The following is a 26,845-nucleotide window of genomic DNA, read 5'->3' as shown; positions in this document are numbered from 1 at the left end:
GACGAACTGGCCCGGCGGACAGCGACAAACGTACGCGGCGTCGGACCGATTCGATGCATGCATTTCCGGCATACGTCGTGAACCAAAATGTGTCGTAGGCAACATTGTCGTAATAATTCCCTGGTTTCCTCCTACTCGGACAAAGGTGTCCCGCAGGTCCGGCGACCCGAATCACCTCCTCGTCCCGGACGCCGCACTCTTCACGGAGGAAAAATGAACCCACGCATCTGTGCTGTCGGTGCGGGAGCTGCTCTGCTGCTCTCTGCCGCCGTCGTACCGATCACCGCCTCGGCAGCACCCCCTGCCGAGGAGGTGCCGCAGCAGGCGGCACCTGCCAAGGAGGACAACCGCCCCGACGCCCTCGCAGAGAAGCAGACCGAGAAGCGGCAGCTCGCCGTGGACATGGTCGCCACGGGTGAGGCGAAGGTCGAGACCCGCGGTTCGGGCGAGCACGCGTCCAAGGTCGTGGAGATCTCTCCGCGCGAGTACGTGGAGTACGGCGTCGAGGAGACGGCGCAGCTGTTCAGCATCCTGGTGGAGTTCGGCGACCAGGCCGACGAGCGCTTCCCGGACGCCGCCGCGGGCCCGACGCACAATCAGATCCCGGAGCCGGTGCGGAGCGACAACTCCACGTACTGGGAGCCCGACTTCTCGAGCGAGCACTACAAGGAGATGTTCTTCACCGGCCTGGAGGACCAGGACGGCGAGTCGTTCGCCGGCATCTACGACGAGATGTCGTCGGGCCGGTTCGACCTGCAGGGCGACGTGTCCGACTGGGTCACCGTGCCGTACAGCACGGCCTCCTACGGAACCACGGAGTCCGGTACGGACATGACGCGGTTCGTCCAGGACAGCGCGGACGCCTGGTACGAGCAGCAGGTCGCCGCGGGCAAGACCGCCGAGGAGATCGACGCGTACCTCCAGTCGTTCGACGTCTGGGACCGCTACGACATGGACGGCGACGGCATCACCGCCGAGCCGGACGGCTACATCGACCACTTCCAGGCGATCCACGCCGGCGAGGGCGAGGAGGCCGGCGCACCCGAGTCGGCGATCTGGTCGCACCGCTGGGCGGTCAACCAGGGCGGCCTCGGCTCGGACGGCCCGGCCGACTTCGAGAAGCTCGGCGGCATCAAGATCGGTGACTCCGACATCTGGATCCGCGACTACACCACCGAGCCCGAGAACGGCGGCCTCGGCGTGTTCGCGCACGAGTTCGGCCACGACCTCGGCCTGCCGGACTACTACGACACCGCTGGTGGCGAGAACGGTACCGGGTTCTGGAACCTCATGAGCTCCGGCTCGTGGATGGGCCACGGCGACGGGACTATCGGCACCACGCCGAACCACATGGGCGCGACCGAGAAGCTCTTCCTGGGCTGGCTCGACTACCAGGTCGTGGAGCCGGGCGACACCGAGCGCATCAAGCTCGGCCCGTCGTACCACGCCACCACGCGTGAGCAGGCGGCGATCGTGACGCTGCCGGACGGCGTCGCGAACGTCGATGTGGAGGTAACGCCGTTCGACGGCCAGTTCGTCTACTCCAACACCGGCAACGACTTGAACAACACGATCACGTCGCCGTCGTTCACCGTGCCGGCCGCCAGTTCTCTGACTGCCAAGACCTGGTACGACATCGAGGCAGACTACGACTACGCGTTCGTGGAGGTCTCCACGGACGACGGCGCGACCTGGACCGCCGTGCCCACCAACCTCTCCACGAACGACGACCCGAACGGCACCAACCCGGGTGCCGGCATCACCGGCAGTTCTGATGGCGCTTGGGTCGACCTGACGGCCGACCTCGCGGCGTACGCCGGTGAGACGGCGTCGGTCCGCTTCCGCTACTCGAGCGACGGCGGCACCAACGAGAAGGGCTTCCTGGTCGACGACGTCGCCGTGGGCACCGCCCTGACCGAGGACTTCGAGGACTCGGCCGACTGGACCGCCGACGGCTTCCAGACGGTTGCCGCCGACGGCACCTACGAGGTCACGTACACCCACTACTACGTGGCGGAGAACCGCGTGTACGGCGGGTACGACGCGACCCTCAAGGAGGGCCCGTACAACTTCGGCTGGGGCTTCACCAACAGCAACAGGGTGGAGCACTTCCCGTACCAGGACGGCCTGCTGATCTGGTACGTGAACAGCCGGTTCGGCGACAACAACGTGTCGCAGCACCCGGGTGGCGGCCAGGCGCTGCCGATCGACGCCCACCCCAAGACCCTGAAGTGGTCGGACGGCACGATCGCCCGCAACCGGATCCAGTCCTACGACGCCACCTTCGGCCTGCAGAAGACCGATCGGATCTCGCTGCACCGCGAGACCTCGGCGACAACGCTGACCAGGCTGCTCGCGGGCAGCAAGCAGCCCGTGTCGACGTTCGACGACACCAACCCGCTGGCCTACTACGACGATGCGAACCGGGGTAACTCGGTGAAGGTCGGCGGCACCGGCACCGTCATCAAGGTGCTCACGCAGGACGCCCGGACGGGTCACATGACCATCCAGGTCAACTGATCTCTCCCGCCATCGTGCGGAAGTAGACGGAACTGTGGCGCAGCCTCTGACCAGGGGCTGCGCCACAGCTCTGTCTCGCCACGGTTCTACTTCGGCGGGGGCGCTACTACGCTCGAACGCATGACACACCTGCGCTGGGGCATCCTCGCGGCCGGCGGGATCGCCGCGGCCTTCACATCTGACCTGAACGACAACGGCTTCACCGTGCAGGCGGTGGGGTCCCGATCCCTGGAGAAGGCGCAGGAGTTCGCGCAGCGCTTCGGGATCCGGACGGCGCACGGCTCCTACGAGAACCTCGTGAACGACCCCGAGGTCGACATCGTCTACGTCGCCACGCCCCACCCGATGCACGCCGAGGCCGCGAAGCTCGCGCTTGAGGCCGGCAAGCACGTGCTGATCGAGAAGCCGTTCACGGTCAACGCTGCCGAGGCTCGCGAGGTCACGGACCTGGCCGAGGCCAAGGGGCTCGTGGCCCTCGAGGCCATGTGGACCCGGTACCTGCCGCACATGGCGCGCGTGCGGGAGATCATCGCCTCGGGCGCGCTCGGCGAGGTGCGGACCCTGCTGGTGGACCACACCCAGGACCTGCCCGACGACCCCGCGCACCGCATCAACGACCTGGCCCTGGGCGGCGGCTCCCTGCTCGACCTGGGCATCTACCCGGTCTCGTTCGCGTGGGACCTGTTCGGCGAGCCGCTCACCGTGCAGTCGCACGCGACGTTCAAGGAGACGGGCGCGGACGCCACGATCGCCACGATCTTCGGGTACGACGGCGCACGGGTCGCCACGACCATCTCGGCGTCGGACACGAGGGGCCCCAACCGGGCCTCGATCCTCGGCACTGAGGGCCGCATCGAGATCGACGCCGTCTGGTACAGCCCGACGACGGTCCACGTCTACGACGCCGCGGGGACCGAGACCGAGACCTTCACCGCCGAGGTGACGGGCCGCGGCATGCAGTTCCAGGCCGCCGAGGCGGAGCGCCTGGTCGCGGCCGGCGAGCTGGACAGCCCGCTCCTCCCGCGCGCGGAGACGGTAGCAATCATGGCCACCCTGGACACGATCCGCGAGCAGATCGGCCTCAAGTACCCGGGAGAGTGACCCCCAAGACCCGGTGAGATCTGGTGCTGGTGTCGAGATCTGGTCGTGCGCCACCAGATCTCGACGTCAGCACCAGATCTCGACGGGTCTTCGGCGTTCCGTTGGGGCGGCGAGGGGATGTACGGTGTGTGCGCCAACGCGGGGAGCTCGGGGTAGCCGGGCTGAGAGGATGGCCTGGGCTCTTGCCCGACGCCGTCGACCCGATCACTTGAACTGGGTAATGCCAGCGGAAGGACGTGCCTGACGGCACGGGCGTTCGGTCGAGGCCGTCCCCGAGGGGGACGTGGCCGCGCGCCCTGAAGTCAGGATCGGCGACCTCTGGCCTGCCCGTGCACGGAGGTCGCACATGCTCGCCGAGATCCAGGTCTCTCCCCGCCCCAGCGGCACGCCCGACGCCAAGTACGCGTACGTCGACGCCGCCATCGCCGTCATCCAGGCGTCCGGGCTCACCTACGAGGTGGGCGCCATGGGGACGTTCGTCCAGGGCAGCCCCGACGAGGTGTGGGCGCTGCTGCGCGCCGTCCACGAGGCGACGCTCGCCGCGGGCGCCGACGGCGTCCAGTCCAACATCAAGGTCAGCCAGGGCGCCGACGACGCCGGCCCCACCATCGCGGACCTCGTCACCAAGTTCCGGGCGTGAGCCAGGTCGTTCGCCGCGGGCGGGCCGCCGTCCGACGGTTGCCCGCGGCCGGATCGCGGCCCGTCGTCGGACGGGGGCGGGCGGGGCGCATCGTGGCCCCGCTCGCCACCGTCGTCGTGCTGCTCGCGGTCTGGGAGGCGTGGGTGCGCCTGGCGGGCGTGCCCGAGTTCGTGCTGCCCGCGCCGTCGCAGGTGGCGCGGACCGCCGTCGAAGTGGCGCCCCTGCTCGGTCCGCACGTGGCGACGACGCTCACGGAGGCCGTGGCCGGGCTCGCGCTCGGCACGGTCGCCGGCCTGGTGCTGAGCATCCTGGTCACGGCCTCTCGCGTGACCGGCGACGCCGTGTATCCCCTGGTCGTGCTCACGCAGACGGTCCCCGTGGTGGTGCTCGCGCCGCTGATGATCCTGTGGGCCGGCTTCGGCCTGCTGCCCAAGGTGATCCTGGTCTCGCTCACCGTCTTCTTCCCCGTGCTCGTCTCGGCGGTGGGCGCCATGCGCGCGGTCGACGCCGAGCACTCCGACATGGTGGCCGGCCTGGGCGGCACGCGCCTGGACCAGTTCCTGCTGGTGCGGCTGCCGGCGTCGATCCCGGGGGCGCTCGCGGGGCTCCGGGTCGCCGCGACGTACGCGGTGGGCGCGGCCGTGGTGGCCGAGTACCTCGCCGGGCAGTCCGGGCTCGGTGTGTTCGTGCAGCGGTCCCGCAAGGCGTACGCCGTGGACCAGATCTTCGTGGGCGTCGTCCTGATCGCCCTCCTGTCCGGCCTGTTCTTCGCCCTCGTCGCGACGCTGACCCGCGTCGCGACGCCGTGGCAGAAAGGAAAGTCATGAAGCTCTCCTGCATCGTCCCTTCCGGTGTCGGCTCGTCCCGCGCAGCCGCCCTGGCCCTCGCCGCGATCGTGCCCCTGGCCCTCGCCGGGTGCGCGGCCGGCCCGTCCGAGGCGGCGTCCGACGGCGGCCTGCGCGAGGTGACCGTCGTGCTCGACTGGACGCCCAACACCAACCACTCCGGCCTCTACCTCGCCCAGTCGGAGGGCTGGTTCGAGGAGGAGGGGCTCGACGTCGAGATCGTCGAGCCCGGCGAGACCTCCGGTCTGCAGCTCGTCGCGGCCGGCCAGGCCGACTTCGCCTACTCCGTCGCGGAGGGCCTGGTCCCGGCGCGGGCCGCGGGGGCCGACGTCGTCTCCGTGGCCACGGTCATCGAGCACAACACGTCGTCCCTGATCAGCCTGTCCGAGGACGGGATCACCCGCCCCAAGGACCTCGAGGGCAAGCGGTACGGCTCGTACGAGTCCGACCTCGAGAAGGCCCTGATCAGCAAGCTCGTCGAGTGCGACGGCGGCGACCCCGCGAAGGTCGAGTTCACGCCCCTGGTCAGCGACGACTTCCGCATCGGCCTCACGGAGGACCAGTTCGACACCGCGTGGGTGTTCGACGCGTGGGACACGATCCGGCTGGGCGAGGTCGACGGGCTCGACGTCGACACGATCGCCTTCCGCGACCACTTCGACTGCATCCCCGACTGGTACACGCCGCTCGTCGCGACGTCCCAGAAGCTGCTCGACGAGGACCCCGACGTCGCGCGCGGGTTCCTGGCGGCACTGTCGCGCGGGTACGAGGAGGCCGCGGCCGACCCCGACCGTGCGGCGCAGGTGCTGCTGGCGGCCGCGCCCGAGCTCGACCCGGAGCTGGTCTCGGCGAGCGCGCGGTGGCTGGGCCCGCAGTACGCGTCGGGTGACTGGGGCACGCAGCGGGCCGAGGTGTGGGACGAGTTCGTCGCGTTCCTCGAGGAGGAGGGTCTGACCGAGCCCGGCTTCGACACGGACGCCGCCTGGACCGACGAGTACCTGCCGGACTCGGACGCGAAGGGCTCGGAGGAGCAGGCCTCGGACGGGACGGGCTCGGACGGAGCGGGCTCGGTCGAGCCGGGCGAGAGCCGGCCGTGAGCGTCCTCGAGGCGCGTGGGCTGGGCGTCCGGTTCGGCGACGTCGCGGCGCTGGACGGGGTGGACCTCGCGGTGGCCGACGGCGAGTTCGTCGCCGTCGTCGGGCCGTCGGGGTGCGGCAAGTCGACGCTGCTGCGCGCGCTCGGCGGTTTGCTGCCGCCGGGCGCGGCGGTCTCCGGCACGCTCGCCCTGCCCACGCTGCCCGACGGCGGAGCCGCGCTCGGGGTCCCCGCGAAGTCCCGCAGCGGAGCAACGGCTTCGTGGGGTGGGGGCGGCGGGCCCGTCACCGCGTGGATGCCACAGCGGGACGGGCTGCTGCCGTGGCGCCGGGCGTGGTCCAACGCCCTGCTCGGCGCCCGGATCGCGCGGATCCCGCGGCCCGACGCCGAGGCGCGCGCCGCCGAGCTGTTCGAGACGTTCGGGCTGTCGGGCTTCGAGCGCGCCTGGCCGCACGAGCTGTCGGGGGGCATGCGGCAGCGGCTCGCGCTGCTCCGGACCTGCCTGGCCGGGCGTCCCGTGCTGCTGCTCGACGAGCCGTTCGGCGCGCTGGACCCGATCACGCGGCGGCGGATGAACGAGTGGCTGGCGGGGGTGGGGCTCGTCGGGGTCGGGCCCGCGGGCGACCTCCCGGGCGAGCCGGCAGCGAGCGCGGGCCCCGCCGTCGGGCAGCGGGCCGTGGTGCTCGTGACGCACGACGTCGACGAAGCGCTCGCCCTGGCCGACCGCGTGGTCGTGCTCAGCGCCCGGCCGGGCCGGGTGGTGCTGGACACCGCGGACCCGACCCGGGACGAGGTGCTGGCAGCCCTCGAGTACTGACGGGAAGTGCCGGGGTCAGCCCTCGCGCAGGATCGCGTCGATCAGGCCGGGGAACTTCTTGTCGAGCTCCGCACGCCGCAGCTGGATGTCGTGCGTGCGCCCGTGCACGATCGTGCGCGTGAGCCCCGACTCCCGCAGGGTGCGGAAGTGGTGCGACAGGGTCGACTTCGAGATGTTCAGGCCCCAGGTGTCGTCGGTCTTGGGCCACGGCTCGCCGTCGGCCACCTTGCGCACGATCTGGAGGCGTGCGGGGTCACCGAGGGCCCGGAGCACGTCGACGAGCTCGACCTCGGCCATGTCCGGGATCGGGAAGGGGTCGTCGTCGGCCATGGCTCACCTCGGCTGAATGGGATCGGAACGAGTTCGTGAAACCGTTCGACAACTATCGAACGGTTAAGTACGCTGAACGGTATGACGTTCATCGAACAATCCTACTCGCTGCGCGGCGCCTACCTCAGGATCTCGCTGATCGCCGCGGCGCTGTTCGTCGTCGCCACCAACGCGTTCGTCATCGCCGGTGTGCTCCCGCAGATCGCCGACAGCCTCGGCGTCACGCCGAGCACCGTCAGCTACGCGATCACCTGGTACGCGATCATCGTCGCCGTCCTCTCCCCGGTCGTCTCCGTCGTCTTCGCCCGGACCTCGCGCGCCGCCCTGATGGGGACCGGGCTTGGGCTGACCGCAGTCGGGATCGCCGTCGCGGCGCTCGCCAGCGACATCACGATGTTCAACATCGGCCGCGCCCTCGCCGCCGTCGGCGGAGCGGCGCTCATGCCGGCCGCCATGGCCGTGGCCCCCACGATCGTTCCTCCCGAGCAGCGCGGACGGGCGCTCTCGGTGGTCGGCCTCGGGTTCACGCTGGCCATGGCCGTCGGCTCCCCGCTCGGCACCGCGTTCGCCTCCCTCGGCAGCTGGCGGCTCGCCCTCGGGACCATCGCGGTGCTCGCCGCCTTGCTCGGCGTCGCCATCGCCCTCCTCACCCGGGGCATGCCGGCGGGCGCGGTGCCCAGCCTCTCGGCACGCTTCGCCGTGCTGCGCGACGGCCGGATCGGGCTGGCCCTGCTCGCGGCCCTGCTGCTCACCGTCGCGTTCAACGTGGTCTACGTCTTCAGCTCGGCGGTGACCCACGAGGCGACCGACGGCAGCGGGACCGCTCTCGCGGTGCTGCTCGGGGTCTACGGCGTCGGCGGGGTGATCGGCAACTGGCTCGGCGGCCACCTCACCGACCGGTTCGGCGCGCGGACCACCGCCGTCGTCGCCCTGGCCGTGGACACGCTCGCCCTCGTCGCGCTGTTCGCGGTGGGCGGTTCGTACGTCGCGACCGCCATCGTGTTCGGGGTCTGGGGTGTGGTCAACATGGCGGCCCTCGTACCCGTCCAGCACCGCCTGGTCGACGTCGACCCCGCCACCGCGGGCGTGGCCCTGTCCTGGTACTCCACGGCGATGTACGTCGGCATCGCGCTCGCGCCGGTCCTGGGCGCCAGCGTGCTGCCGTTCGGGGCCGGCTGGCTCGACCTGCTCGGTGCGGCCGCCACGGCGGCCGCCCTGGGCGCCTTCGCCCTGGGCTACGTGGTGCGGCACCGGCTGGCGGTGCCTGCCTAGCCGGTATCCGACTGCAGACTTCTTTACCTCCGGTCATCAGTGAGTGCAGACCTTGTTGCGGATAGTGACCCCGTACCCGCAACAAGGTCTGCACTCGGCAGATCGGGGTACGACAAAGTCTGCAGCCGCCGGCTGACAGGTCCCGGCGCGGGATACAAGCCGCAGCTAGTCGAGCGGGTGCAGGATCCGGTCGAGGAAGCGGCGGGTGCGGTCCTCGGCCGGGTTGCTGAACAGCTGCGCGGGGGCGCCGCGCTCGACCACCACGCCGCCGTCGAGGAACAGCACCTCGTTCGCGACCTGGCGCGCGAACTGCAGCTCGTGGGTCACCACCACCATGGTCCAGCCCTCGTCCGCGAGCTCCTTCATCACGGTCAGCACCTCGCCCACCAGCTCGGGGTCGAGGGCCGACGTCGGCTCGTCGAACAGCAGCAGGTCCGGCTGGAGCGCGAGCGCGCGCACGATCCCGACGCGCTGCTGCTGGCCGCCGGACAGCTCGTGCGGATAGGCATCGCGCTTGTCGGCGAGGCCGACGCGGGCCAGCAGCTCCTCGGCGCGGCCGATCGCCGTCGCGCGCGGGACCCGCTGGACCTGGGTCGGGCCCTCGATCACGTTCTCCAGCACCGTGCGGTGCGGGAACAGGTTGTGGTGCTGGAACACCATCGCTGACCGGTCGCGCAGGGCGGCGCGGTTCGCCTTGGCCAGGCGCGCGGCGGCCCGACGGCGGGACCAGCCCCGGGCGCCCGTCGTCCTGGCGGCGTCCTCGGACCCGGCGGCGTCCTCGGACCCGGCGCCGTTCTCGGACTCGGCGCCAACCTCAGCGTCGCTCCCCGCCTCGTGCCCGACACCGGCCTGTGCCGCGAAGTCGACCACGGGCCCGCCGTCGAGCTCCAGCACCCCGGCGTCCGGCGTCTCCAGGCCGTTGAGCGAGCGCAGCATCGTCGTCTTGCCGCTGCCCGACGGGCCGATCAAGGCGATCACCTCGCCGCGCCGCACGTTCAGGTCCACCCCGCGCAGCACATGGTTGTCGCCGAACGACTTCTGGATGCCGCGGGCGATCAACAGGTCCGCGGTCCGGGCGTCCTCGTTCGGGAGATCCCCGTTCGAGACGTCCTCAGTGCGCGACATAGCGGTCCAGCCTCTTCTCGATCGCGTTCTGGCCGGTGGCGAGCACGGTGCAGAACATCCAGTAGATCAGGGCCGCCTCGGTGTAGATCAGCAGGAACTCGTTGGAGAACGCGGCGATCTCTTGCGCTTTGCGGAACATCTCGGTCACCAGGATGACCGTGGCCAGCGACGTGTCCTTGACCAGCGAGATGAACGTGTTCGACAGCGGCGGCACCGACACGCGCGCGGCCTGCGGCAGGATGATCCGGCCCAGCGTCCGGGCCGGCGACATGCCCACCGTCCAGCCCGCCTCCCACTGCCCCTTGGGCACGGACAGGATCGCCGCGCGGATCACCTCGGCCGCGTAGCCGCCCACGTTCAGGGAGAACGCGGTGATGGCGGCGGGCCACGGCTCGAAGACGATCCCCAGCTTCGGCATGCCGTAGAAGATGATGAACAGCTGCACCAGGAGCGGCGTGCCGCGGATGGCCGACACGTACGCGCGGCCGATCCACGACAGCGCCGGGTTCGGCGACAGCCGCAGCAGCGCCACGACGAGCGCGAGCACCAGCCCGAACGCGAACGACACAAGAGCGAGCGGGATGGTGCCGGTGAGGCCGCCGCGCAGGAGCGGCCAGAACGAGTCGGCGACGAGCTGCCAGTCCATGTATCCCTCTCCCCGCGGTCAGCGGAGAAGTGTCGCGCGGACGCTCACTCGGAGACGTCCTCGCCGAAGTACTTCTCGCCCAGCTCGGCGAGCGTACCGTCGGCGCGCAGGTCCTCCAGGGCGCCGTCGATCGCCTCGGCGAGGGCCTCGCGCTCCGGCGTCACGACGAATGCCGACTGCGACTCCTCCTCGGTCTCCGCGGCGACCTTGATGCCCGAGGCGTCCTCGGTGTTCGCGTAGTCGAGGTAGGTCAGGCTGTCGTTGATCGTGGCGTCCACGCGGCCCTGCTCCAGCAGTGCCACGGCCTGCGCCCAGCCCTCGACGGCCTCGACCGTCGCGCCGTTCTCCTTGGCGAGGTCGTTCCAGTTGCTGGTGAGCGACTGGGCGCTGGTCTTGCCGTCGAGGTCGGCGAAGCTGGCGATGTCGTTGTTGTCCGCAGCCACCACGAGCACGCCGGTCGACACGGTGTACGGCGTCGAGAAGACGTAGTCGGCCTCGCGCTCCGGGGTGATCGTCACCTGGTTCGCGATGGTGTCGAAGCGACCCGCGTCGAGGCCCGCGAAGATCGCGTCCCACTGGGTCTCCTGGAACTCGATCTCCACGCCGAGGTTCTCGGCGACGGCCTCGGCGACCTCGACGTCGTACCCCACCAGCTCGTCCGACTCGTCGTGGTAGCTGAACGGGCGGTAGGTGCCCTCGGTGGCGACCGTGAGCGTGTCCCCGGACACCAGCCCGAGCTCCTCGCCCGGGCCGCCGGGCTCGCCGGAGCTGCCGCAGCCGGTCAGGGCCAGGAGGGCGGCCGAGGCCGCGGTGACCGTGATGAGGGCGCGGTTGCGAGACATGGAGGCTCCGTTCGATGAGTGACACATATCGGCCTTGCCGATGCGTGCCCCAAAAGTAGCCGATGGCAACACCAAACTCACCCCGCTCGCTCAGGCCCGTTCGTTCCGGCGCCAGCGGTCCGGCGTGATCCCGTACCGGTCCTTGAACCGCCGCACCAGGTAGGTGGCGTCCCGCAGGCCCGTGCGCGCGGCGACGACGGCGAGCGGCAGGTCGGTGTCGCGGAGCATCCGGCGCACCTCGGTCATGCGGCGTTCGGTGATCCACTCGAGCAGAGTGCGGCCCGTGCGCTCGCGGACCACCGTGGTCAGATAGCCGGGCGTGTAGCCCAGCGCCTGAGCGACGTCGGCCGCCGAGACCGGGTCGCCGAACGTCGCCTCGATCTCGTCGAAGACGCGGGTCACGAGCGGGTCGGGCGGCGCGGGGGCCGACGGCGCCAGCCGCGCCGCCGCGATCAGGATCCGCGTCAGCAGGGCGGACGCCGCATCGCGCGCCCCTACCCGGCCGGGCTCCGCCAGCTCCTCCGTCAGCTCCGTCAACCATGCCGACCAGCGGGGGCGCTCGGCCTCGGGGACGTTGGCGCTCGCGATGGCGGGCAGGGTCGGGAGGGCGGAGCCGGCGGTGTGTTTGCTGGTGCTGGTGCTGGTGCTGGTGCTGGTGCTGGCGGTGTCCGTGGCTTGGTCGGCGGCTGCGTCCGTGGCGAAGTCGGTGGCGAACAGCGCCAGGAGCGGGTGGTGCGCCCAGGCGAGGGGCGAGACCGAGGCGAGCGAGGGGACGGCGTCGGGCGTGAAGGCCACGCTCCACGCCCGGCAGTGCTGGAGGTCGGCGAGCGTCGCGGCTCCGATCGCCTGTCCCGGCGGGATGGCGTGCAGGTCGCCGTCGCGCAGCGGCGTCGTCCGGCCGTCGAGGGCTACCGCGCCCCCGCCCCGCTCGATGTAGACGAGCACGAGGAAGTCGTGCGCGTGCCGGTGGTCCGGCGGCAGGTGCGGGTGGTCCACCTCGAAGTCGATCCGGGTGACCTGGATCGGCGGCATGCCAAGGCGCAGCGGGTACCGGTAGACGGGCGTGCCGTCCGGGCGCACCGTGCGCAGCCGGTAGCGGGCCCGGCCCGGGGATCGCGGCGCCCGCGCCTGCCTTTCCGTCGTCACGCGCCCGACGCTACCGATGTTCCGCCGCGGGTGCCGACCAAGGATCGTGCGATCGTCCCCGAGTTCCATCCTGTTACCGGACCACAGGATGTCCAATGCTGGAGGGCAGCGGGACCTGCGCAGCAGGCCCGGCGTGACCACCGGCGCAGCAACTGACGGAAGGCACTCGGATGAACAGCACTACCGTGCGGATCCTCGATCACCGCACCCCGGAGGAACGCGAACGCGAGTTCCTACCGGGCATGGGCAAGCCCTGGCTGCTTCCGTTCTACGACGTGTTCTCGCGCTTCTCCGGCGTTCGGCCCCTGCACGACCGCGCGGCGGCGCTCGCGGGCATCGCGCCCGGCGAGATAGTGCTCGACGTCGGCTGCGGCACCGCGAGCCTGTCGCTCGCCGTGCTGCGCGCGCAGCCGGCCGCGCGGGTCACCGGCCTGGACCCCGACGTCGCCGCCCTACGTGTCGCGGCCCGCAAGGCGTCCCGACGCCGCGTCCCGCTCACCCTCGTCCAGGGGTTCGCCGACCGGCTCCCCACCGGCGACGGCTCGCTCGACCACATCGTGTCCTCCCTCGCGCTGCACCACGTGCCCGACGAGGCGCGGATCCGGTTCGGGCAGGAGGCCTTCCGGGCCCTCCGGCCGGGCGGGAAGGTGACGATAGTGGACTTCGGGAGCGCGGACGGCGCGGACGGCGCAACTGGTACGGACGGCGCGACCGGCGCGACCGGCGCAGATGGCGCGACCGGCGGCGCGCATGGGGCCGGGCAGGCCGGTGGGGAGGGGCACCAGCACGGGCGCGGGCGCACGCGCGGTCCCGGCAGCAGGGGCGGGTACGGCAGGGTGCGCGGGCACGGTGGCGCGGGTGAGCACGGCGGTGCCGGCCGCGGCCACTCCGCCGTGGCCGCCAACCCGCACACGGCCCGGAACCTGGAGGGTGGCCTGCTGCGTCTCTTCACCGACGCCGGGTTCACCGACGCCCGCGAGATCGCGCACGTGGAGCACCGCTACGGGCCGATCACGTTCGTGCAGGCCACGCGCGCCTGACGGGCCGCAGCCGACTCCGAGGTGTCGGGCCTACGGGCCACCCGAGTGACCCGTGGGCCCGACACGTCACGGGGCAGCCGCCGCGGCTAGGACCGGCGGCGGACCAGCGGTTCCGGTAGCGCCGGGGGCGTCGCCGCGGGGCGTTCTGCCAGTCGGCGGAACGCCTCGGCCATGCCCGCTTCGAGCTGCGGGTCGACGTCGGAGAAGTAGTCCGCCGGCGTGTGCCGCACCTCGATGTCCGGGTCGACGCCGTGGTTCTCGACGCCGAACCCCTTGCCGTCCAGCCAGTAGCTGTACCGCGGCTGGGTGATACCGGTGCCGTCCACGAGGTCGAACCGGCCGTCGATGCCGATCACGCCGCCCCAGGTTCGCACCCCGACGACGGGCCCGACGTCGAGCGCCTGCGCCGCGGCGTTCACGATGTCCCCGTCCGACCCCGCGTACTCGTTGGTGACGAGCACGACCGGGCCGCGCGGCGCCTGCGCGGGGTAGGGGCTGGGCCGGTCGTGGTGCCGGCTCACCGACCAGCCCACGACGCGCGCGGCGAGGCGGGCGATCACGAGCTGCGAGGTGTGCCCGCCGCTGTTGAACCGCACGTCCACGACCATGCCCTCGCGGTCCGCGGCGAGCCGCAGGTCGCGGTGCAGCTGCGCCCACCCGGTGCTCACCATGTCCGGGACGTGCACGTATCCGAGCCGGCCGCCCGACCTCTCGGCGACGTACTCGCGGCGCGACCGGACCCAGTCCTGGTAACGCAGGTCGGACTCGTCGGCGAGCGGCACGACGACGACGCGGCGGTCCCTGCTCGTCGCCGGGCCGTCCGGCGCGTCGTCCGCCGAGGCCGAGGTCCGGCGCAGCGTGAGCTCGACGGGGATCTCGGCGGCGCCCACCAGGCTCGCCGCCGGGCCGGCCACCGGATCCACCGGCCGGCCGTCCACGGCGACGATCAGGTCGCCGGGCCGCGCGTCCACCCCTGCGGCGCGCAACGGGGACTGTGCTCCGGGGTCCGACGACTCGCTCGGGAGCACCCGTTCGATGCGCCAGCCCTCGCCCGTCCGGACGAGGTCCGCGCCGAGCAGCCCGAGCCGGCGGGAGGAGTCACCGCGCTCGTAGGGCTGCCGCACGTAAGCGTGCGACGTGTTGAGCTCGGCGACCGTCTCCCGCAGCAGGTCCTCCAGGTCGTCGTGCGTGGCGATCCGGTCCACCAGCGGCCGCCATCGTGCCGCCGCGCCGTCCCAGTCGATGCCGTTCATGTCCGCGCGCCAGTAGTGGTCACGCATGATCCGGGCGTTCTCGTCGAACATCTGGCGCCACTGGGCGCGCAGGTCCACCTCGTAGCGCACCCGCGACAGGTTGATGTCGAAGGCGCTCGGGTCGTCGTCGCCCGGCTTGCTCGTGGCCGACTGCGCGCTGAGGCCCGATCGGGACCCGATCACCACGCGCTCACCGTTGCCCGACACCGCGTACGAGCGCACCCGCTCCGCGACGTCGGTCACCTTGCGCGCCTCGAACGACCAGAACTGCAGCGCGTTGGGCGCCGGCTCGTCCTCCACGGCGGCGTGCCGGGAGCCGAGGACGCCCGCGTCGTCGGTCTCGTGCACCCAGAGCACCCCGCCCTTGGCGGCGAGCAGGTCGCGGTAGATCCCCGACGTGACCGGGAACGGAACCACGCGCTCCTCGGCGCCGTCGAGGTCGATGTCGGGGGACGCGGCCACGTCAGGCTTCTCGTCGCCGCCGTCCTGGTCGCCGTCGGCGGGGTCGTCCTTGTCGCTGCCCTCGTCCTTGTCGTCGGGCTTGCTCAGGCGCCAGCCGTTGGCGCTCGGTCCGAACGGGGCGGGCTCGGTCGCGGCCAGCGGGATGAGCCACGGCCGGGTGGCGGCGCTGAAGGACAGCGCGAACTCGTGCGAGTCGTACGACGGGTCGAACGTGCGGTCGGAGAGGAACACGAGGTACTTGCCGTCGTCGGTGAACGCCGGCGAGAAGTCGTGGAACCGGCCCGAGGTCAGTGCGGCCGCGGTGGGGTGCTCGGCGTGCAGGTCGGCCACGAGGATCTGGTGATGGTCGCGCTTCGACCCGGTCGGGCTGGACCAGGCGAGGTACCGCCCGTCCGGGGAGAACGTCGGGGAGTCCGCCTCCCCGTTCGCGGACCGTCCGATCGGCGTGACGGTGCCCGGCGCGGCGGCGCGGCCGCCGTCGTCCGCGGCTGTGTCCGAGCCCGTGGCGGCAGGCTCGTCCACGGGAAGCGCGACCAGGCTGATCCGGCCGTCGTGCGAGACGACGGCGACCTGGTCGCCCGCGGGGTTCGCGACCAGGTGCAGCACCCGACCCAGCTCGCCGCCGGCGAAGCGCTGGGGTGCGGCGTCCGGGTCCACGCCGTCGCCGTCGGGCAGGGCGTGCACCTCGAGCGCGTCCTCCCTGCTCTCGCCCTGCGCAGTGCTGCGCGGCGCGTCGGTCACCACGACGGCACGGCCCGTGTCGCCCAGCAGCGCGGGCTCCCGCACGCGGACCGACGGGTCGGCCACCAGCGCCCGCGCGGGTCCCGCGCGGTGGGTCACCCAGAACGCGGTGCCGAGCCAGCCCACGACGCTCGCGTCACCGGTCCGGTCGACGGCGAGTCCGTCGATGCCGCGCGCCGTCGAGTCCGGGTCGGTCGAGTAGGGCTGCGGCAGGGCGCCGGTGAGCGTGATGTCGAGACGACGCGGGGAGCTGTCCAGGCCGTCGAGCAGCCAGAGGTCGCCGCGGCTGTGCCACACGATGCGCGCGCCGTCCGACGTCGCGTCGCGCACGTAGCCCTCGGTCTCGGTCTGGGTCGTGAGCAGCCGGGGCTCGGCCGCGTGCGTGCCGGTAGCCAGGCCGTCCCAGACCCACAGGTTCGCCTGCTCGTCGGCGTGGTCGGGGAACGTCGCCGCGCGGTCGGAGGTGAACACCAGCGAGTCGCCGATCCAGATCGGGTCGTAGATCCCGGCCTCGTCGTCGGGCAGGGGGCGCTGCCAGTCGCCCGAGCTCCGGTCGAGCCAGAGCACCGAGACCGTGCCGCCGCGATACCGCTTCCAGTAGGCGGGTGTGGCGTAGCCCGCCGAGACGAGGGCCGTCGTACGCGCCCCGTCCGGCCCGCGGTGCTCGGCCACTCCCCAGGCGGGTCCGTAGCGCAGGGTCTCGACGGCGCCGTCGAGCCCGACCGCACGGACCACCGTCAGCGAGCGTTCGTGCGTCCCGGCGTTGGACGACACGAGCACCTGGCCGGCGTCGTCCCAGCCGAGGACCATCGTGGTGGTCCCGCCGAACCAGGTGAGACGCCGCGTGGCGCCGTCTGCCAGCTCGACGACGTAGGCCTCGGGGTGGCCGTCCTTGTGGGACACGTAGGCGATGCGCCTGCCGTCGGGGGCGAAGCGGGGTGTGCTCGCGGGTGCATGATCGCTGGTCAAGCGCCATGCACGGCCGCCGGACACCGGGGCGAGCCAGACGTCGTCGTCGGCCACGAACGCGACCTGGTCGCCGTGGATGTGGGGGAAGCGGAGATAGGGCTGGGTCACCGGCTCAACGTACTCGCGGCGTCTGACACCGTCACCGGAAGTCGCGACGGCAGCAAGGTGTGGGCTGAGGCGTCCACATGGTGGTCTCACATCATGAAACGGTCTGGTGCGGGGCTTACATCGTCCGGTTCTATGAGGTTCATCGACATTGCCTGATAAAAGATGACTGACCGCCCCCTTCGGGCTTGTCGCCCGGAATGGTCCGGGGCCATGTCGGTGCACAGCGCCAGCCCACTGCACGGACCGACCGCGAGGGATGGACACCCATGGTTCTGCCCACAGCCCCGTCCACAGCCGGATCCACAGGCGACCCGTCGATCGCCGGTGCCGGCCGAGCCGGCCGGGTCGCACTGGGGCTGCTCGTTCCGGTGGCGCTCCTCGCGGTGTGGTGGGGCACGACGGCGGCCGGGCTCGTCCCGCCGTACCAGCTGCCCGGGCCGGTGGCGGTGTGGGACGCGGCAGTGGACCTCGTCCAGCGCGGCCAGCTCGGACACCACGTGGCGATCTCGACGCAGCGCGTGCTCATCGGGTTCGCGCTGGGGGCGGCGGCGGGTCTCGCGGTCGGCTCGCTGGTGGGGCTCTCCAAGCTCGGCGACCTCCTGCTCGCGCCGACGCTCGGCGCTATCCGCGCCGTGCCGTCCCTCGCGTGGGTGCCGCTGCTGATCCTGTGGCTCAAGATCGGCGAGGAATCGAAGATCACGCTCATCGCGATCGGCGCGTTCTTCCCCGTGTACACGACGATCTCGGCGGCACTGCGGCACGTCGACCCGCACCTGGTCGAGGCCGGGCGGGCGTTCGGGCTGCGTGGCCTGCGGCTGCTGTCGGTGGTCCAGCTACCCGCGGTGCTGCCTTCGCTGGTGGCCGGACTCCGGCTCGCGCTCGCGCAGTCGTGGCTGTTCCTCGTGGCCGCCGAGCTCATCGCGTCGTCGATGGGCCTCGGATTCCTGCTCAACGACTCCCAGCAGAACGGCCGCGTGGACCGCATCCTGCTGGCGATAGTGCTGCTCGCGGTGCTGGGCAAGCTGACCGACGCGCTGATCGGCCTGGCCGAGCGGCGCCTCCTGCGGAGGTGGGCATGACGACGTCGGAGGCGGCCGTGCCCGATGTGGCCGTCCCGGACGCCATCCCGAAGACGCGGTCTGACAGGATCATGCGGCGCCTGGCGCCGCTGGGGCAGGGCGAGGAGCTGGGCGACATCACGTCGCTGCAGAACCCGTGGGCCGTCGACGACATCCGCGCCGTCCTGGCAGCGGGAGTCGCGGAGAGGAAGGCAGGACGATGACCGAGCACACCTTCGGGTTCCGCACGCGGGCCCTCCACGCCGGGGGCATCCCCGACGCGGCGACCGGGGCACGGGCGGTGCCGATCTACCAGACCACGTCGTTCGTGTTCCAGGACACCGACGACGCCGCGAACCTTTTCGCGCTGCAGAAGTACGGCAACATCTACTCCCGGATCGGCAACCCGACGGTCGCGGCCCTGGAGGAGCGCATCGCCTCGCTCGAGGGCGGCATCGGCGCGGTCGCGACGGCGTCCGGCATGTCGGCCGAGTTCATCACCTTCGCCGCGCTCGTCGGGGCGGGGGACCACGTGGTCGCCTCCGCGCAGCTGTACGGCGGAACGGTGACGCAGCTGGACGTGACGCTGCGCCGGTTCGGGGTCGAGACGACCTTCGTGCCCGGGACCGACCCCGCGGACTATGCCGCGGCGATCACGCCTGAGACCAAGATCCTCTACACCGAGGTCGTGGCCAACCCGTCGGGCGAGATCGCCGACCTCGAAGGGCTCGCCGAGGTGGCCCACGCCGCGGGCATCCCGCTGGTCGTCGACGCGACGCTCGCCACGCCCTATCTGGTGCGCCCGATCGAGCACGGCGCGGACATCGTGATCCACTCCGTGACGAAGTTCCTCGGCGGGCACGGCACGACGCTGGGCGGCGTCGTGGTGGAGTCCGGCCGGTTCGACTGGGGCAACGGCAAGTTTCCGCAGATGACCGAGCCCGTACCGTCCTACGGGAACGTGACCTGGTGGGGGAACTTCGGCGAGTACGGCTTCCTCACCAAGCTGCGGTCCGAGCAGCTGCGCGACATCGGCCCCGCGCTCTCGGCGCAGTCCGCCTTCCAGCTGCTGCAGGGCATCGAGACCCTCCCGCACCGCCTGGACGCGCATCTCCAGAACGCCCGTGCCGTCGCCGAGTGGCTCGACGCCGACCCGCGCGTCTCCTACGTGCTGTGGGCCGGCCTCCCGTCCCACCCGCACTACGAGCGGGCGCTGAAGTACCTGCCGCTCGGGCCGGGTTCGGTCTTCGCGTTCGGCCTGCAGGTCCCGGCGGACGGCGGGGTGCCCGACGGCGGAGGCGCGGCGGCCGACGGGGACGAGCCGGTCGGCGAGCCACTTCCGGTCGAGGGCCACGCGCCCCAGCTCGACGGCCGTGATGCCGGCCGGCTGTTCATCGAGTCGCTGCAGCTCGCATCGCACCTGGCGAACGTCGGCGACTCGCGCACCCTGGTGATCCACCCGGCGTCGACCACGCACCAGCAGCTTTCCGGTGAGCAGCTCGAGGCGGCAGGCGTGCCGGAGGACCTCATTCGCATCTCCGTGGGCCTGGAGGACCTCGAGGACATCCTCTGGGATCTCGACCAGGCCCTGACCAAGGCGACCGGAGTGAACCGATGAGCGAGACCACCCGAACGTGGCAGGGACCGAGCGCCCCGGACCGGCTGCGGATCCTCCGCTCGACCAGGTCGATAGCGATCGTCGGGGCGTCGGCGAACCCGGCTCGTGCGAGCTACTTCGTGGCGACATACCTGCTCTCCTCCTCTGCGTACGACGTGTACTTCGTGAACCCGCGTGCGACCGAGATCCTGGGGCACCCCGTGTACCCGAGCCTGGCCGAGCTGCCCGTCGTACCCGACCTCGTCGACGTCTTCCGGCGGCACGAGGACCTGCCCTCCGTGCTGGACGAGACGCTGGCCGTGGGGGCCAAGACGCTGTGGCTGCAGCTCGGCTCGTGGCACGAGGACGTGGCGCGCAAGGCCGAGGCCGCCGGGCTGAACGTCGTGATGGACCGGTGCGTCAAGATCGAGCACGCACGGTTCCACGGCGGGCTGCACCTGGCCGGCTTCGACACGGGCGTGATCAGCTCCCGCCGGGCGGACCGCTAGGACCTCCGGTATCTCGCGGACCTCGCTGCTCCCGCCGACCTGGTCGGTCGGGCTCGGGGCTCGGCACGGCCTTCGGTCGACGTACGGGTAGTGAGCCGACGCCGGCCGGGGGCTGCCGTGCGAACGGAGCGCGCGAGGGGCCCCACCGCACCCGCCACCAGACCCCGGGATCGCGCACGTCCGTGCGGTCCCGGACGACCTCGTCGGGCTCGGGCCAGCGGGGCTCCTCGCCGTCGTATCCGAGCCGGTCGGTGACCCACGCCCAGAGCGCGGGGTGCTGTCCGGCTCGGGCGTCAGTGTCCGAGGGGGCGCCTTCGAACCGCACGTAGACCGCCGCGACGCTGATCCCCTCGTCCGGCGTTCCGTACCCGCCTACCCAGACGCGCGCCTTGATCTGGTGCGGCTCCCGGGTGATGGCGAGCCCGACCTGCCCGAGCGTCGGCCCGCCGCAGAAGCTTCGGGCAAGGGCGTGCGACGGGAACCTCGTGAGGATCAGGTGTGCGTCGATCGGGTCGTCGAGCAGTGCGGCGAAGCTGCCGCCGTCGGCGATCCCGGCCCAGGGCGCGAGACTCTCCACGACCCGGTATGCGGGGGAGCGCAGCAGCCAGCCCGGTGGTTCCTCGATAGCCTCGGCACCCGCGGTTGCCTGACGCCGTTCGCGGTCCCGTCGGTGTGCGTCCAGGTCGATGACGGGCGCCCCCGTACCCGGCCGGCCTCCCACCCGTCGCTCCAGCTCCTGTCGGTCACCGCGCTGCTCCTGCTGCCTTGGCGCCATGCATCCTCCCTCCGGACCGTGTGGTCGTTGTCCCGGCTTTCGCCTTGGCCACGATCTTGGACCGGTCGGCGGCGCCTGGGGCCGGCAGATCCGCGATCTGTGGACGAAGAGCCAAAAAGGCGTCCTGTGGTCGCGCTCGTTCCGTTGAAGCGCCGTCGGGAAGGTCTCTCGCTTTCGCAACTAGAGTCACTGCACGATGAGCACACGCGTTGAACCGGTCAGCGAGGCGCTCCTCGTCGAGCGCATCGTCGACCTCGTACTTGCCCGCGCGGCGGCCCGTGCCGATGAGCCGATGGGGCAGCGGCAGCCCGACGTCGCCGCTCCGGTCCGGGTACTCGTCGACGGCCACTCGTCCACGCACCCCGAGCGGCTGGCAGACGCCCTCGTCGCACCGTTCGAAGCCGCCGGCCGACCCACCGCACGCGTCAGTGTCAGGCACTTTCTCCGCCCGCGGTCCCTCCGGCTCGAGCGAGGGCGCGAGGACCCGGACAGCCTGCTCGACAGCTGGATCGACGTCGGTGCGCTGAACCGCGAGGTGCTGACGCGCGTCGTCGAGCAGGGGGAGTACCTACCGAGCCTGCGTGACCCTGACGCCGACCGCGCCACTCGGGCTGCCTATGTCCGTGCCGCACCCGGCACGGTCGTAGTGCTCGACGGTGCACTAGCGATCGGTCGGGGACTCGACGTCGACGTCTCGGTGCAGCTTGCGCTCAAGCCGGCGACGATCCGGCGTCGGACACCGCCTGAGGACGCGTGGACGGTTCCCGCCCACGAGAGGTACGCACGGGAGATCGAGGGCGTGCCGGACCTGGTGGTCCGGTTCGACCACCCGGACCACCCGGCCCTCGTGCACGCCTGAGAATCAGCTCACCGTCAGCGAGCTTTCGCGGACCAGGCAGAAGGGGTGCCCCGCCGGGTCGGCGAACACCCTGAAGGTTTCGCCCCCGCCCGGCAAGCGGGTCGCGCCGAGCGTGAGCACGGCCTCCTCGCCGGCGTCGAGGTCGGGCACCTCGACATCGAGGTGCAGCTGCTGCGGATACGCGGGATCGGGCCACCGCGGCGGGTTGTAGTCCTCCACGGACTGGAACAGCAGGGGCTTCGCGCTGCCGATCATGGCGACCCCGTCGGCGTCGTAGGTCACTGGGGCGCCCATCACGCCCGACCAGAACTGGGCGAGCGCCGACGCGTCAGCGCAGTCGATAGTGGTGCCCATGACGGTGACGCCCTCGGCCTCCTCCTTGAGACACAGGTCGAAGGGGTGCCCGGCAGGGTCGGCCAGGGTGGTCCAGCGTTCGTTCTCCCTCAGCACTGTCGCCCCGAGCTCCACCGCTCGGGCGCTCGCGGTCGCCACGTCCGGAACGTACAGGTCGAGGTGTGCCTGCTGGGGGTGCTCCTGCCCCGGCCACTGCGGCGCTATGTGATCCGGTGCGAGCTGGAACGCGATGCCCCACCGGTCGGGGGTCACGATGGTGATCCAGTCGTCGTTCTCCTCCGACGCGGTGCCGCCCGTCAGGGCTTTCCAGAACTCCGCCTCGGCGACGATGTCGGGGACGTCCAGGACCACGGAGTCCAGAGAACCGACTCCGCCAGACGTTGGCGGTGCGGCGCCGGGGGCGGCGGAAGCTGGTTCGGTCATGGCTCTGCCTTTCAAGAGGTCGTCTCACGGAGAGTGCTCCGGACCACCACCTTGCACCCAGTCACTGACATTCCCCACCCCTCCGCCCAGGCGATGCGATCCGCGGATGCCCTCTACGCCGGGTTATCCACAGAGGTTGTCCACAGCCCTGTGAATACGCTGGTCACCCCCGACGAGACGCAGGCACACTGGCCCGGTGCACGACACCATCTCCCTCGCCGAGAAGGCTCTCGCCGCAGCACTGGGCACAGCAGCATCGGGCACAGCAGCGTTCGACGGCGCCCGCCTGGTCGACCCCGTCGATCTCGGTGGTTCCGCGCGTTCGCGCGTGCTCCGCTGCAGGGTCGAGCTGCACGACGAACAGCACGGCGACCAGCCCGACGAGCAACACAGCGAACGAACCAGTGCGGACAAGCAGATCCCGGCCACGGTGATCGTCAAGCACTTCCTGTCCGACGCCGGAGGGTTCGTGCGCGAGAGCGCCGGACTCGAGCTGTGTTCTCGTACGCCAAGCCTGCTGGCGCAGGATCGGGACCATCGCCTGATCGTCATGTCCGATCTCGGCGACCTGCCCACACTCGCCGATCTGCTCCTCGGCGACGACCACGACGCTGCCTGGGAGGGCGCGCGGACCTGGGCGCGAGCGCTCGGTCGCGCGACAGGTGACTCCCGAGACCAGGTCGCCCGAGCCCGCCGACGCCTGGCCGACGCGGAGCCCTGGAACGCGGACGCTGACCTTCGCAACGGTGTCGACCGCCTCCTCGAAGCCGTGACCGCGGGCGGTGCCGGATCCGGGACGAGGGCCGCCATCGAGTCCGAGCTGGCTGCCACCCAGCACCTGCGCACCCCAGGCACGGCCGCGATCGTCTCGCCCACGGACACCTGCCCCGACAATGCGGTGCTCGGCCCGGACGGCTGGTGGTTCCTCGACCTGGAGGGCACTGACGTCGAGCACGCCGCCTTCGCCGCGGCATACGCGGTGCTCCCCTTCGCGACCTGCTGGTGCGTCTTCGACCCGCCGGCCGGCCTCACCGACATGCTCTTCACCGAGTTCTCGGCCGGCCTGGCGGTGCGCGCACCCGACGTCGTCGCCGAGCCGGGCTGGGATCTCGCCGTCCGGCAGGCGTGCGCGGTCTACCTGGTGCTCATGACCGGTTGGCTGTGGAAGAGCACCCTCGAGGGTCGTCCGTTCGTGGGCCCCGAGGGCCGGTCGCCGTCCTACCGGCAGCTCATGGTGTCCCGATGGAGATGGGGAGCCCTCAACCTGCGCCAGGACTTCCCGGCGCTCGCGGCGGCCATGGGCGACGCCGCGACCTGGGCGCTCGAGAGCTGGGGACCGGGCGTCGAGCCGACCGGCTATCGCGCCTTCCGCTGACCCTTCGCGCCGAGTGCGGTCGCGACGGCGGTCCACGGGCGCCGGGCCGTGCGCGGCAACCAGCCGCGCGGCAGCCACGCCGGGAGCGCGCCGTCGTCGGACGGGTGCACGGACAGCCCCGCCCCTGACCGTTCCGCCATCGCGTCGATCTCCGCGATCAGCGACCGCACCCGCGCCGTGATGTCGTCGACGATCAGCTCGACCTCCTCGACCGGCCGGCCCGCAGGGTCGTCCAGCGGCCAGTCGAGGTAGCGGCGTCCCGGGTAGACGGGGCACGCATCGCCGCAGCCCATCGTCACGATCACGCCGGAGGCGCGCACGATGTCGTCCGTGAGCTCGCGCGGGAACTCGATGAGCCCGTCGAGTCCGCGGCGGGCGAGGACGGTCTCGGTCATCGGGTCGGGTTCGGCGACCGGCCTCGACCCCGCTGTGCGCACGCGGATGCGGTCGCCCGCGAGGCGCCGCGTGACCGCTGCCGCGATCTGGGACCGGCCCGTGTTGTGGACGCAGACGAACAGCACGTCGTGCGGTGAGCCGTGCGTCACCTCGGTCATGGCGGCGAGCCGGTCGGTCGCGAGCCACGCGGTGAGCGCCGGCAGGTGCCCGAACGACCCCACCTGCTTGCGCAGCGCCGAGTAGCACTCGCGGACGAGCCGGTCCACGGTCCCAGCGCCCGCGTTCGAAGCGAACCCGGCGGAGAGGGTCTCGGTCAGCCGGTCGAGGAGAGCGTCGTGATCGTGCACGTCGAGGGTTGCCTCGCCCGCGTGACGCGGGGCCGCGAGGGCCGCCGAGCCGAACCGCGCGATGCCGCGCGACGACACCCGGTACAGCGGCCCGTTCGAGCGCCCCCGAGCGGTGAGCAGCCGGTTCGACCGCAGCGAGTGAGACGGCGAAGGGCCAGACGGCGAACGGCCGGACGGCGAACGGCCGGACGGCGAACGGCCGGACGGCGAAGAGCCGGACAGCGCACCCGCCGGCACCGGCCCGACGACGGCGACCAGCCCCACCGCGACCAGCGCCTCGAGGTCCTGCTCCACGTCCGCGAGGGCCAGCGCGGCGCCCACCCCCTGCTGCAGGTCACCGGCCCGCAGGTCGCCGGCCGGGTCGCCGACCTGCACGTCATCCGGACCCAGCTCGTTCACAGCGGGGCGGTACACCAGATCCTCGGCGCTGGAGCGGCCCGCGGGGTGCGTGAGCATGCGGGCCAGCAGGCGCAACCGCTCAGGGTTCGCCATCGTGAGTTTTTGCGCGGAGCGCAGCTCGTCCGGGGTCATGTGGTTCTCCTTGGCCGACGGCGGTGTGGCCGAGCGCCAGGAGCGAGGTTACCTCGCGGCTTCGCTGAGCAGCGCACCGAGCCTGTCGAGGGAGCCGGGCACCACCGAGTAGTAGGCCCACTTGCCGCGCTGCTCCCGGGCGAGCAGACCGGCGTCGACCAGGATCTTCAGGTGGTGGCTCACGGTGGGCTGGCTCAGGCCGACGGGTTCGGTGAGATCGCACACGCAGGCCTCGCCGCCGTCGTGCGCCGCGACGATCGAGAGCAGCCGAACCCGGGTGGCGTCGCTCAGTGCCTTGAAGGAGCGGGCAAGGTCGGCAGCCGCGGCCGGGTCGGTGGCCTCGCGTACGAGGGGAGCGCAGCAGGCGCCCGACGCCGGAGCCGCGGACGCCGGACCGGACGTGGGGCTGGATGCCGACCGAGCCGGTGTGGGCTCGAGCGCGATCGTCGTCATGCCCCCCATCTTGCCACGCATCGAAGTTTCTGGATGTGTTTAGTCCGGCAGCTCGGATCCGGCGTCGAAGACGCCCGCCCGCACCGAGGTCTCCGCGAGCCCGTCGGGCCCGATGATGACCCGGGTGCCCCACGAGGTCCGCTGTGCGGGGTCGAAGCCCGTCACCATGTCGAGATATTCGACGCCGCCACCGTTGCCGCTCCAGGACCAGGCGAACCAGCCGATCCCCTGCGACCGGGTGTACGACATGATCGTGTCCTCGTCGGGATTGCCGTCGGAGTGGTTGTGCCCGAACTCGCCCACGATGATCGGCAGGCCCCGGCTCGTGAAGGCGTCGAGGTAGGCGGTGATCTCCGCCGCGGAGTCGTAGACGCCGTACATGTGCACGGAGAACACGGTGTTGCCGTCGGGGTCGGCCGCGAGGACGTCGTCGGCGGAGTCCCGCATGATGCCCTGCCAGTCCTGGCCCCAGGACGGCGCGTCCACGATGATCGTGTGCTCGAACCCCGCGTCGCGCAGGCGCCGGATCGCGGCGGACGTATCGGCCGCCCAGCTCGCGTTCACCGCCGCGTTGTTGCCGTAGGGCTCGTTGCCGAGGTTGATGAGCACGCGGTCCTCGGTGCCCTGGAGGGTGGGGAGCAGCGAGATCCAGTAGCTGGCAGCGGTGTCGAGGGTGCTGGCGGCGGCCTCCTCGCCATAACCGGTGGTGTCGTGGTCCTCGAGCACGCAGATCAGCTGGTTCTCCTCGCACAGGCCGACGACGTTCGCCACGTCCGCGGGCTCGTTCCGCGTCCAGCGGGTCCCGTCGCTGAGCACCACGCGGACGGAGTTCGCGCCGGCGTCGGCGATGTCGCCGAACGACCGGGTCTCGGAGGCGTACCAGGTGTGGGCGTGGCTGACGCCGCGCAGCAGCAGGGGCGACCCGTTGCTCTCGACGAGCTGCCCGCCGCTGACGTGGATACCGACGGCGGCCGGGTCGCCCGCCGGGGCGCTGCCGCCGTCGGGAGCCGCCGGGGTCGCGGCGCCGGCCGGCTGACCGAGCAGCGGGACCAGCAGCGGCGCGAGCAGCACGGCGGCCGCCGCGATGCTCGTGACGGACACGACTCCGCGTGCAGGTCTGACGGCGCGGGTGGACGGCAGAGCGCGGTTCGATCGCAGAGCGCGTGTGGGTCCCACGGGTCCCTCCCCTTCGAGGCGTTCGGCACTGCTCGAAGGC

25 protein-coding genes and 1 riboswitch are annotated in these 26,845 nt (G+C 71.7%); of the genes, 14 read left to right on the top strand and 11 right to left on the bottom strand.

The window, feature by feature from the left end:
* Window positions 1–213: 213 nt before the first annotated feature.
* The 6 genes from C8K30_RS09705 to C8K30_RS09680 all read left to right on the top strand — a co-directional run bounded on the left by C8K30_RS09705 (window position 214) and on the right by C8K30_RS09680 (window position 7,018).
* Window positions 214–2,520 (top strand): immune inhibitor A domain-containing protein, encoded by a 2,307-nt coding sequence (locus tag C8K30_RS09705; RefSeq protein WP_108492705.1) that lies wholly within the window; start codon window positions 214–216, stop codon window positions 2,518–2,520.
* A 120-nt stretch (window positions 2,521–2,640) separates the two neighbouring features.
* Window positions 2,641–3,621 carry a Gfo/Idh/MocA family protein gene (locus C8K30_RS09700; protein ID WP_108492704.1) on the top strand — a complete coding sequence of 327 codons (981 nt, stop codon included), beginning with the start codon at window positions 2,641–2,643 and terminating at the stop codon, window positions 3,619–3,621.
* A gap of 129 nt (window positions 3,622–3,750) precedes the next feature.
* Window positions 3,751–3,873, top strand: a riboswitch (TPP riboswitch).
* A gap of 94 nt (window positions 3,874–3,967) precedes the next feature.
* The gene (locus tag C8K30_RS09695; protein WP_108492703.1) at window positions 3,968–4,261 is read left to right on the top strand and encodes a thiamine-binding protein; all 294 of its coding nucleotides are present in this window, start codon (window positions 3,968–3,970) and stop codon (window positions 4,259–4,261) included.
* Window positions 4,258–5,088: an ABC transporter permease gene (locus C8K30_RS09690; RefSeq protein ID WP_233257088.1), complete on the top strand. Its 831-nt coding sequence runs from the start codon at window positions 4,258–4,260 to the stop codon at window positions 5,086–5,088. The genes C8K30_RS09695 and C8K30_RS09690 overlap by 4 nt, the downstream gene beginning before the upstream one ends.
* A complete protein-coding gene (locus tag C8K30_RS09685) occupies window positions 5,085–6,203 on the top strand; it encodes an ABC transporter substrate-binding protein (protein ID WP_108492701.1) in 1,119 nt (372 codons plus the stop codon). The genes C8K30_RS09690 and C8K30_RS09685 overlap by 4 nt, the downstream gene beginning before the upstream one ends.
* Window positions 6,200–7,018, top strand: coding sequence for an ABC transporter ATP-binding protein (locus C8K30_RS09680; protein WP_146197404.1), 819 nt, complete (start codon window positions 6,200–6,202; stop codon window positions 7,016–7,018). The genes C8K30_RS09685 and C8K30_RS09680 overlap by 4 nt, the downstream gene beginning before the upstream one ends.
* Window positions 7,019–7,033: 15 nt before the next feature.
* Here C8K30_RS09680 and C8K30_RS09675 read toward each other — a convergent pair whose 3' ends face one another.
* Entirely contained in the window at window positions 7,034–7,348 is a 315-nt protein-coding gene (locus tag C8K30_RS09675; protein ID WP_108492699.1) for a helix-turn-helix transcriptional regulator, read from the bottom strand.
* An 81-nt stretch (window positions 7,349–7,429) separates the two neighbouring features.
* Between C8K30_RS09675 and C8K30_RS09670 the strand changes: the two genes are divergently transcribed.
* Window positions 7,430–8,620, top strand: coding sequence for an MFS transporter (locus tag C8K30_RS09670; RefSeq protein ID WP_108492698.1), 1,191 nt, complete (start codon window positions 7,430–7,432; stop codon window positions 8,618–8,620).
* Between the two features lie 165 nt (window positions 8,621–8,785).
* Here the strand turns inward: C8K30_RS09670 and C8K30_RS09665 are convergent, their stop codons facing one another.
* From C8K30_RS09665 to C8K30_RS09650, 4 genes are all read right to left on the bottom strand, one after another.
* Entirely contained in the window at window positions 8,786–9,745 is a 960-nt protein-coding gene (locus C8K30_RS09665; protein ID WP_108492697.1) for an amino acid ABC transporter ATP-binding protein, read from the bottom strand.
* A complete protein-coding gene (locus C8K30_RS09660; RefSeq protein ID WP_108492696.1) occupies window positions 9,732–10,391 on the bottom strand; it encodes an amino acid ABC transporter permease in 660 nt (219 codons plus the stop codon). Before C8K30_RS09660 ends, C8K30_RS09665 begins: the two co-directional genes overlap by 14 nt.
* Window positions 10,392–10,435: 44 nt before the next feature.
* Window positions 10,436–11,233 carry an amino acid ABC transporter substrate-binding protein gene (locus tag C8K30_RS09655; RefSeq protein WP_108492695.1) on the bottom strand — a complete coding sequence of 266 codons (798 nt, stop codon included), beginning with the start codon at window positions 11,231–11,233 and terminating at the stop codon, window positions 10,436–10,438.
* Window positions 11,234–11,323: 90 nt separating this feature from the next.
* Window positions 11,324–12,379: an AraC family transcriptional regulator gene (locus C8K30_RS09650; protein ID WP_233257087.1), complete on the bottom strand. Its 1,056-nt coding sequence runs from the start codon at window positions 12,377–12,379 to the stop codon at window positions 11,324–11,326.
* Between the two features lie 170 nt (window positions 12,380–12,549).
* Here C8K30_RS09650 and C8K30_RS09645 point away from each other — a divergent pair, with 170 nt between their 5' ends.
* Entirely contained in the window at window positions 12,550–13,419 is an 870-nt protein-coding gene (locus C8K30_RS09645) for a class I SAM-dependent methyltransferase (RefSeq protein ID WP_108492693.1), read from the top strand.
* Between the two features lie 86 nt (window positions 13,420–13,505).
* On the opposite strand, the gene C8K30_RS09640 is transcribed toward C8K30_RS09645, so the two are convergent.
* Complete coding sequence (locus C8K30_RS09640) at window positions 13,506–16,952, bottom strand: S41 family peptidase (RefSeq protein WP_108492692.1); 3,447 nt, start codon at window positions 16,950–16,952, stop codon at window positions 13,506–13,508.
* A gap of 266 nt (window positions 16,953–17,218) precedes the next feature.
* Between C8K30_RS09640 and C8K30_RS09635 the strand changes: the two genes are divergently transcribed.
* Genes C8K30_RS09635 through C8K30_RS09620 form a run of 4 tightly spaced genes read left to right on the top strand, consistent with a single transcriptional unit; the run spans window position 17,219 to window position 20,116 of the window.
* Entirely contained in the window at window positions 17,219–18,031 is an 813-nt protein-coding gene (locus C8K30_RS09635) for an ABC transporter permease (RefSeq protein WP_233257086.1), read from the top strand.
* A complete protein-coding gene (locus tag C8K30_RS09630; protein ID WP_108492691.1) occupies window positions 18,028–18,234 on the top strand; it encodes a hypothetical protein in 207 nt (68 codons plus the stop codon). Before C8K30_RS09635 ends, C8K30_RS09630 begins: the two co-directional genes overlap by 4 nt.
* A complete protein-coding gene (locus C8K30_RS09625) occupies window positions 18,231–19,628 on the top strand; it encodes an O-acetylhomoserine aminocarboxypropyltransferase/cysteine synthase family protein (RefSeq protein WP_108492690.1) in 1,398 nt (465 codons plus the stop codon). Before C8K30_RS09630 ends, C8K30_RS09625 begins: the two co-directional genes overlap by 4 nt.
* Complete coding sequence (locus tag C8K30_RS09620; RefSeq protein ID WP_108492689.1) at window positions 19,625–20,116, top strand: CoA-binding protein; 492 nt, start codon at window positions 19,625–19,627, stop codon at window positions 20,114–20,116. Before C8K30_RS09625 ends, C8K30_RS09620 begins: the two co-directional genes overlap by 4 nt.
* Here C8K30_RS09620 and C8K30_RS09615 read toward each other — a convergent pair.
* Window positions 20,091–20,891: a hypothetical protein gene (locus C8K30_RS09615; RefSeq protein ID WP_146197403.1), complete on the bottom strand. Its 801-nt coding sequence runs from the start codon at window positions 20,889–20,891 to the stop codon at window positions 20,091–20,093. The two genes, C8K30_RS09620 and C8K30_RS09615, sit on opposite strands and share 26 nt — an antisense overlap.
* 196 nt (window positions 20,892–21,087) lie before the next feature.
* On the opposite strand from C8K30_RS09615, the gene C8K30_RS09610 reads away from it, so the two are divergent.
* Complete coding sequence (locus C8K30_RS09610; RefSeq protein ID WP_108492687.1) at window positions 21,088–21,750, top strand: uridine kinase; 663 nt, start codon at window positions 21,088–21,090, stop codon at window positions 21,748–21,750.
* Window positions 21,751–21,753: 3 nt separating this feature from the next.
* Here C8K30_RS09610 and C8K30_RS09605 read toward each other — a convergent pair whose 3' ends face one another.
* On the bottom strand, window positions 21,754–22,527 hold the full coding sequence (locus tag C8K30_RS09605) for a VOC family protein (protein WP_108492686.1): 774 nt from the start codon (window positions 22,525–22,527) through the stop codon (window positions 21,754–21,756).
* A 196-nt stretch (window positions 22,528–22,723) separates the two neighbouring features.
* Between C8K30_RS09605 and C8K30_RS09600 the strand changes: the two genes are divergently transcribed.
* Entirely contained in the window at window positions 22,724–23,902 is a 1,179-nt protein-coding gene (locus tag C8K30_RS09600; RefSeq protein WP_108492685.1) for a hypothetical protein, read from the top strand.
* Here the strand turns inward: C8K30_RS09600 and C8K30_RS30930 are convergent.
* Genes C8K30_RS30930 through C8K30_RS09585 form a run of 3 tightly spaced genes read right to left on the bottom strand, consistent with a single transcriptional unit; the run spans window position 23,884 to window position 26,730 of the window.
* Entirely contained in the window at window positions 23,884–25,176 is a 1,293-nt protein-coding gene (locus C8K30_RS30930; RefSeq protein WP_199230426.1) for a low molecular weight phosphatase family protein, read from the bottom strand. The genes C8K30_RS09600 and C8K30_RS30930 overlap by 19 nt on opposite strands.
* A 48-nt stretch (window positions 25,177–25,224) precedes the next feature.
* Window positions 25,225–25,629: a helix-turn-helix transcriptional regulator gene (locus C8K30_RS09590; RefSeq protein ID WP_108492684.1), complete on the bottom strand. Its 405-nt coding sequence runs from the start codon at window positions 25,627–25,629 to the stop codon at window positions 25,225–25,227.
* 39 nt (window positions 25,630–25,668) lie between these two features.
* Entirely contained in the window at window positions 25,669–26,730 is a 1,062-nt protein-coding gene (locus tag C8K30_RS09585; protein ID WP_233257085.1) for a glycoside hydrolase family 5 protein, read from the bottom strand.
* Window positions 26,731–26,845: the final 115 nt, after the last annotated feature.

The organism is Promicromonospora sp. AC04, from assembly GCF_003058225.1.
GTDB lineage: Bacteria > Actinomycetota > Actinomycetes > Actinomycetales > Cellulomonadaceae > Promicromonospora.
This window is presented reverse-complemented; position numbering and strand designations above follow the sequence as displayed.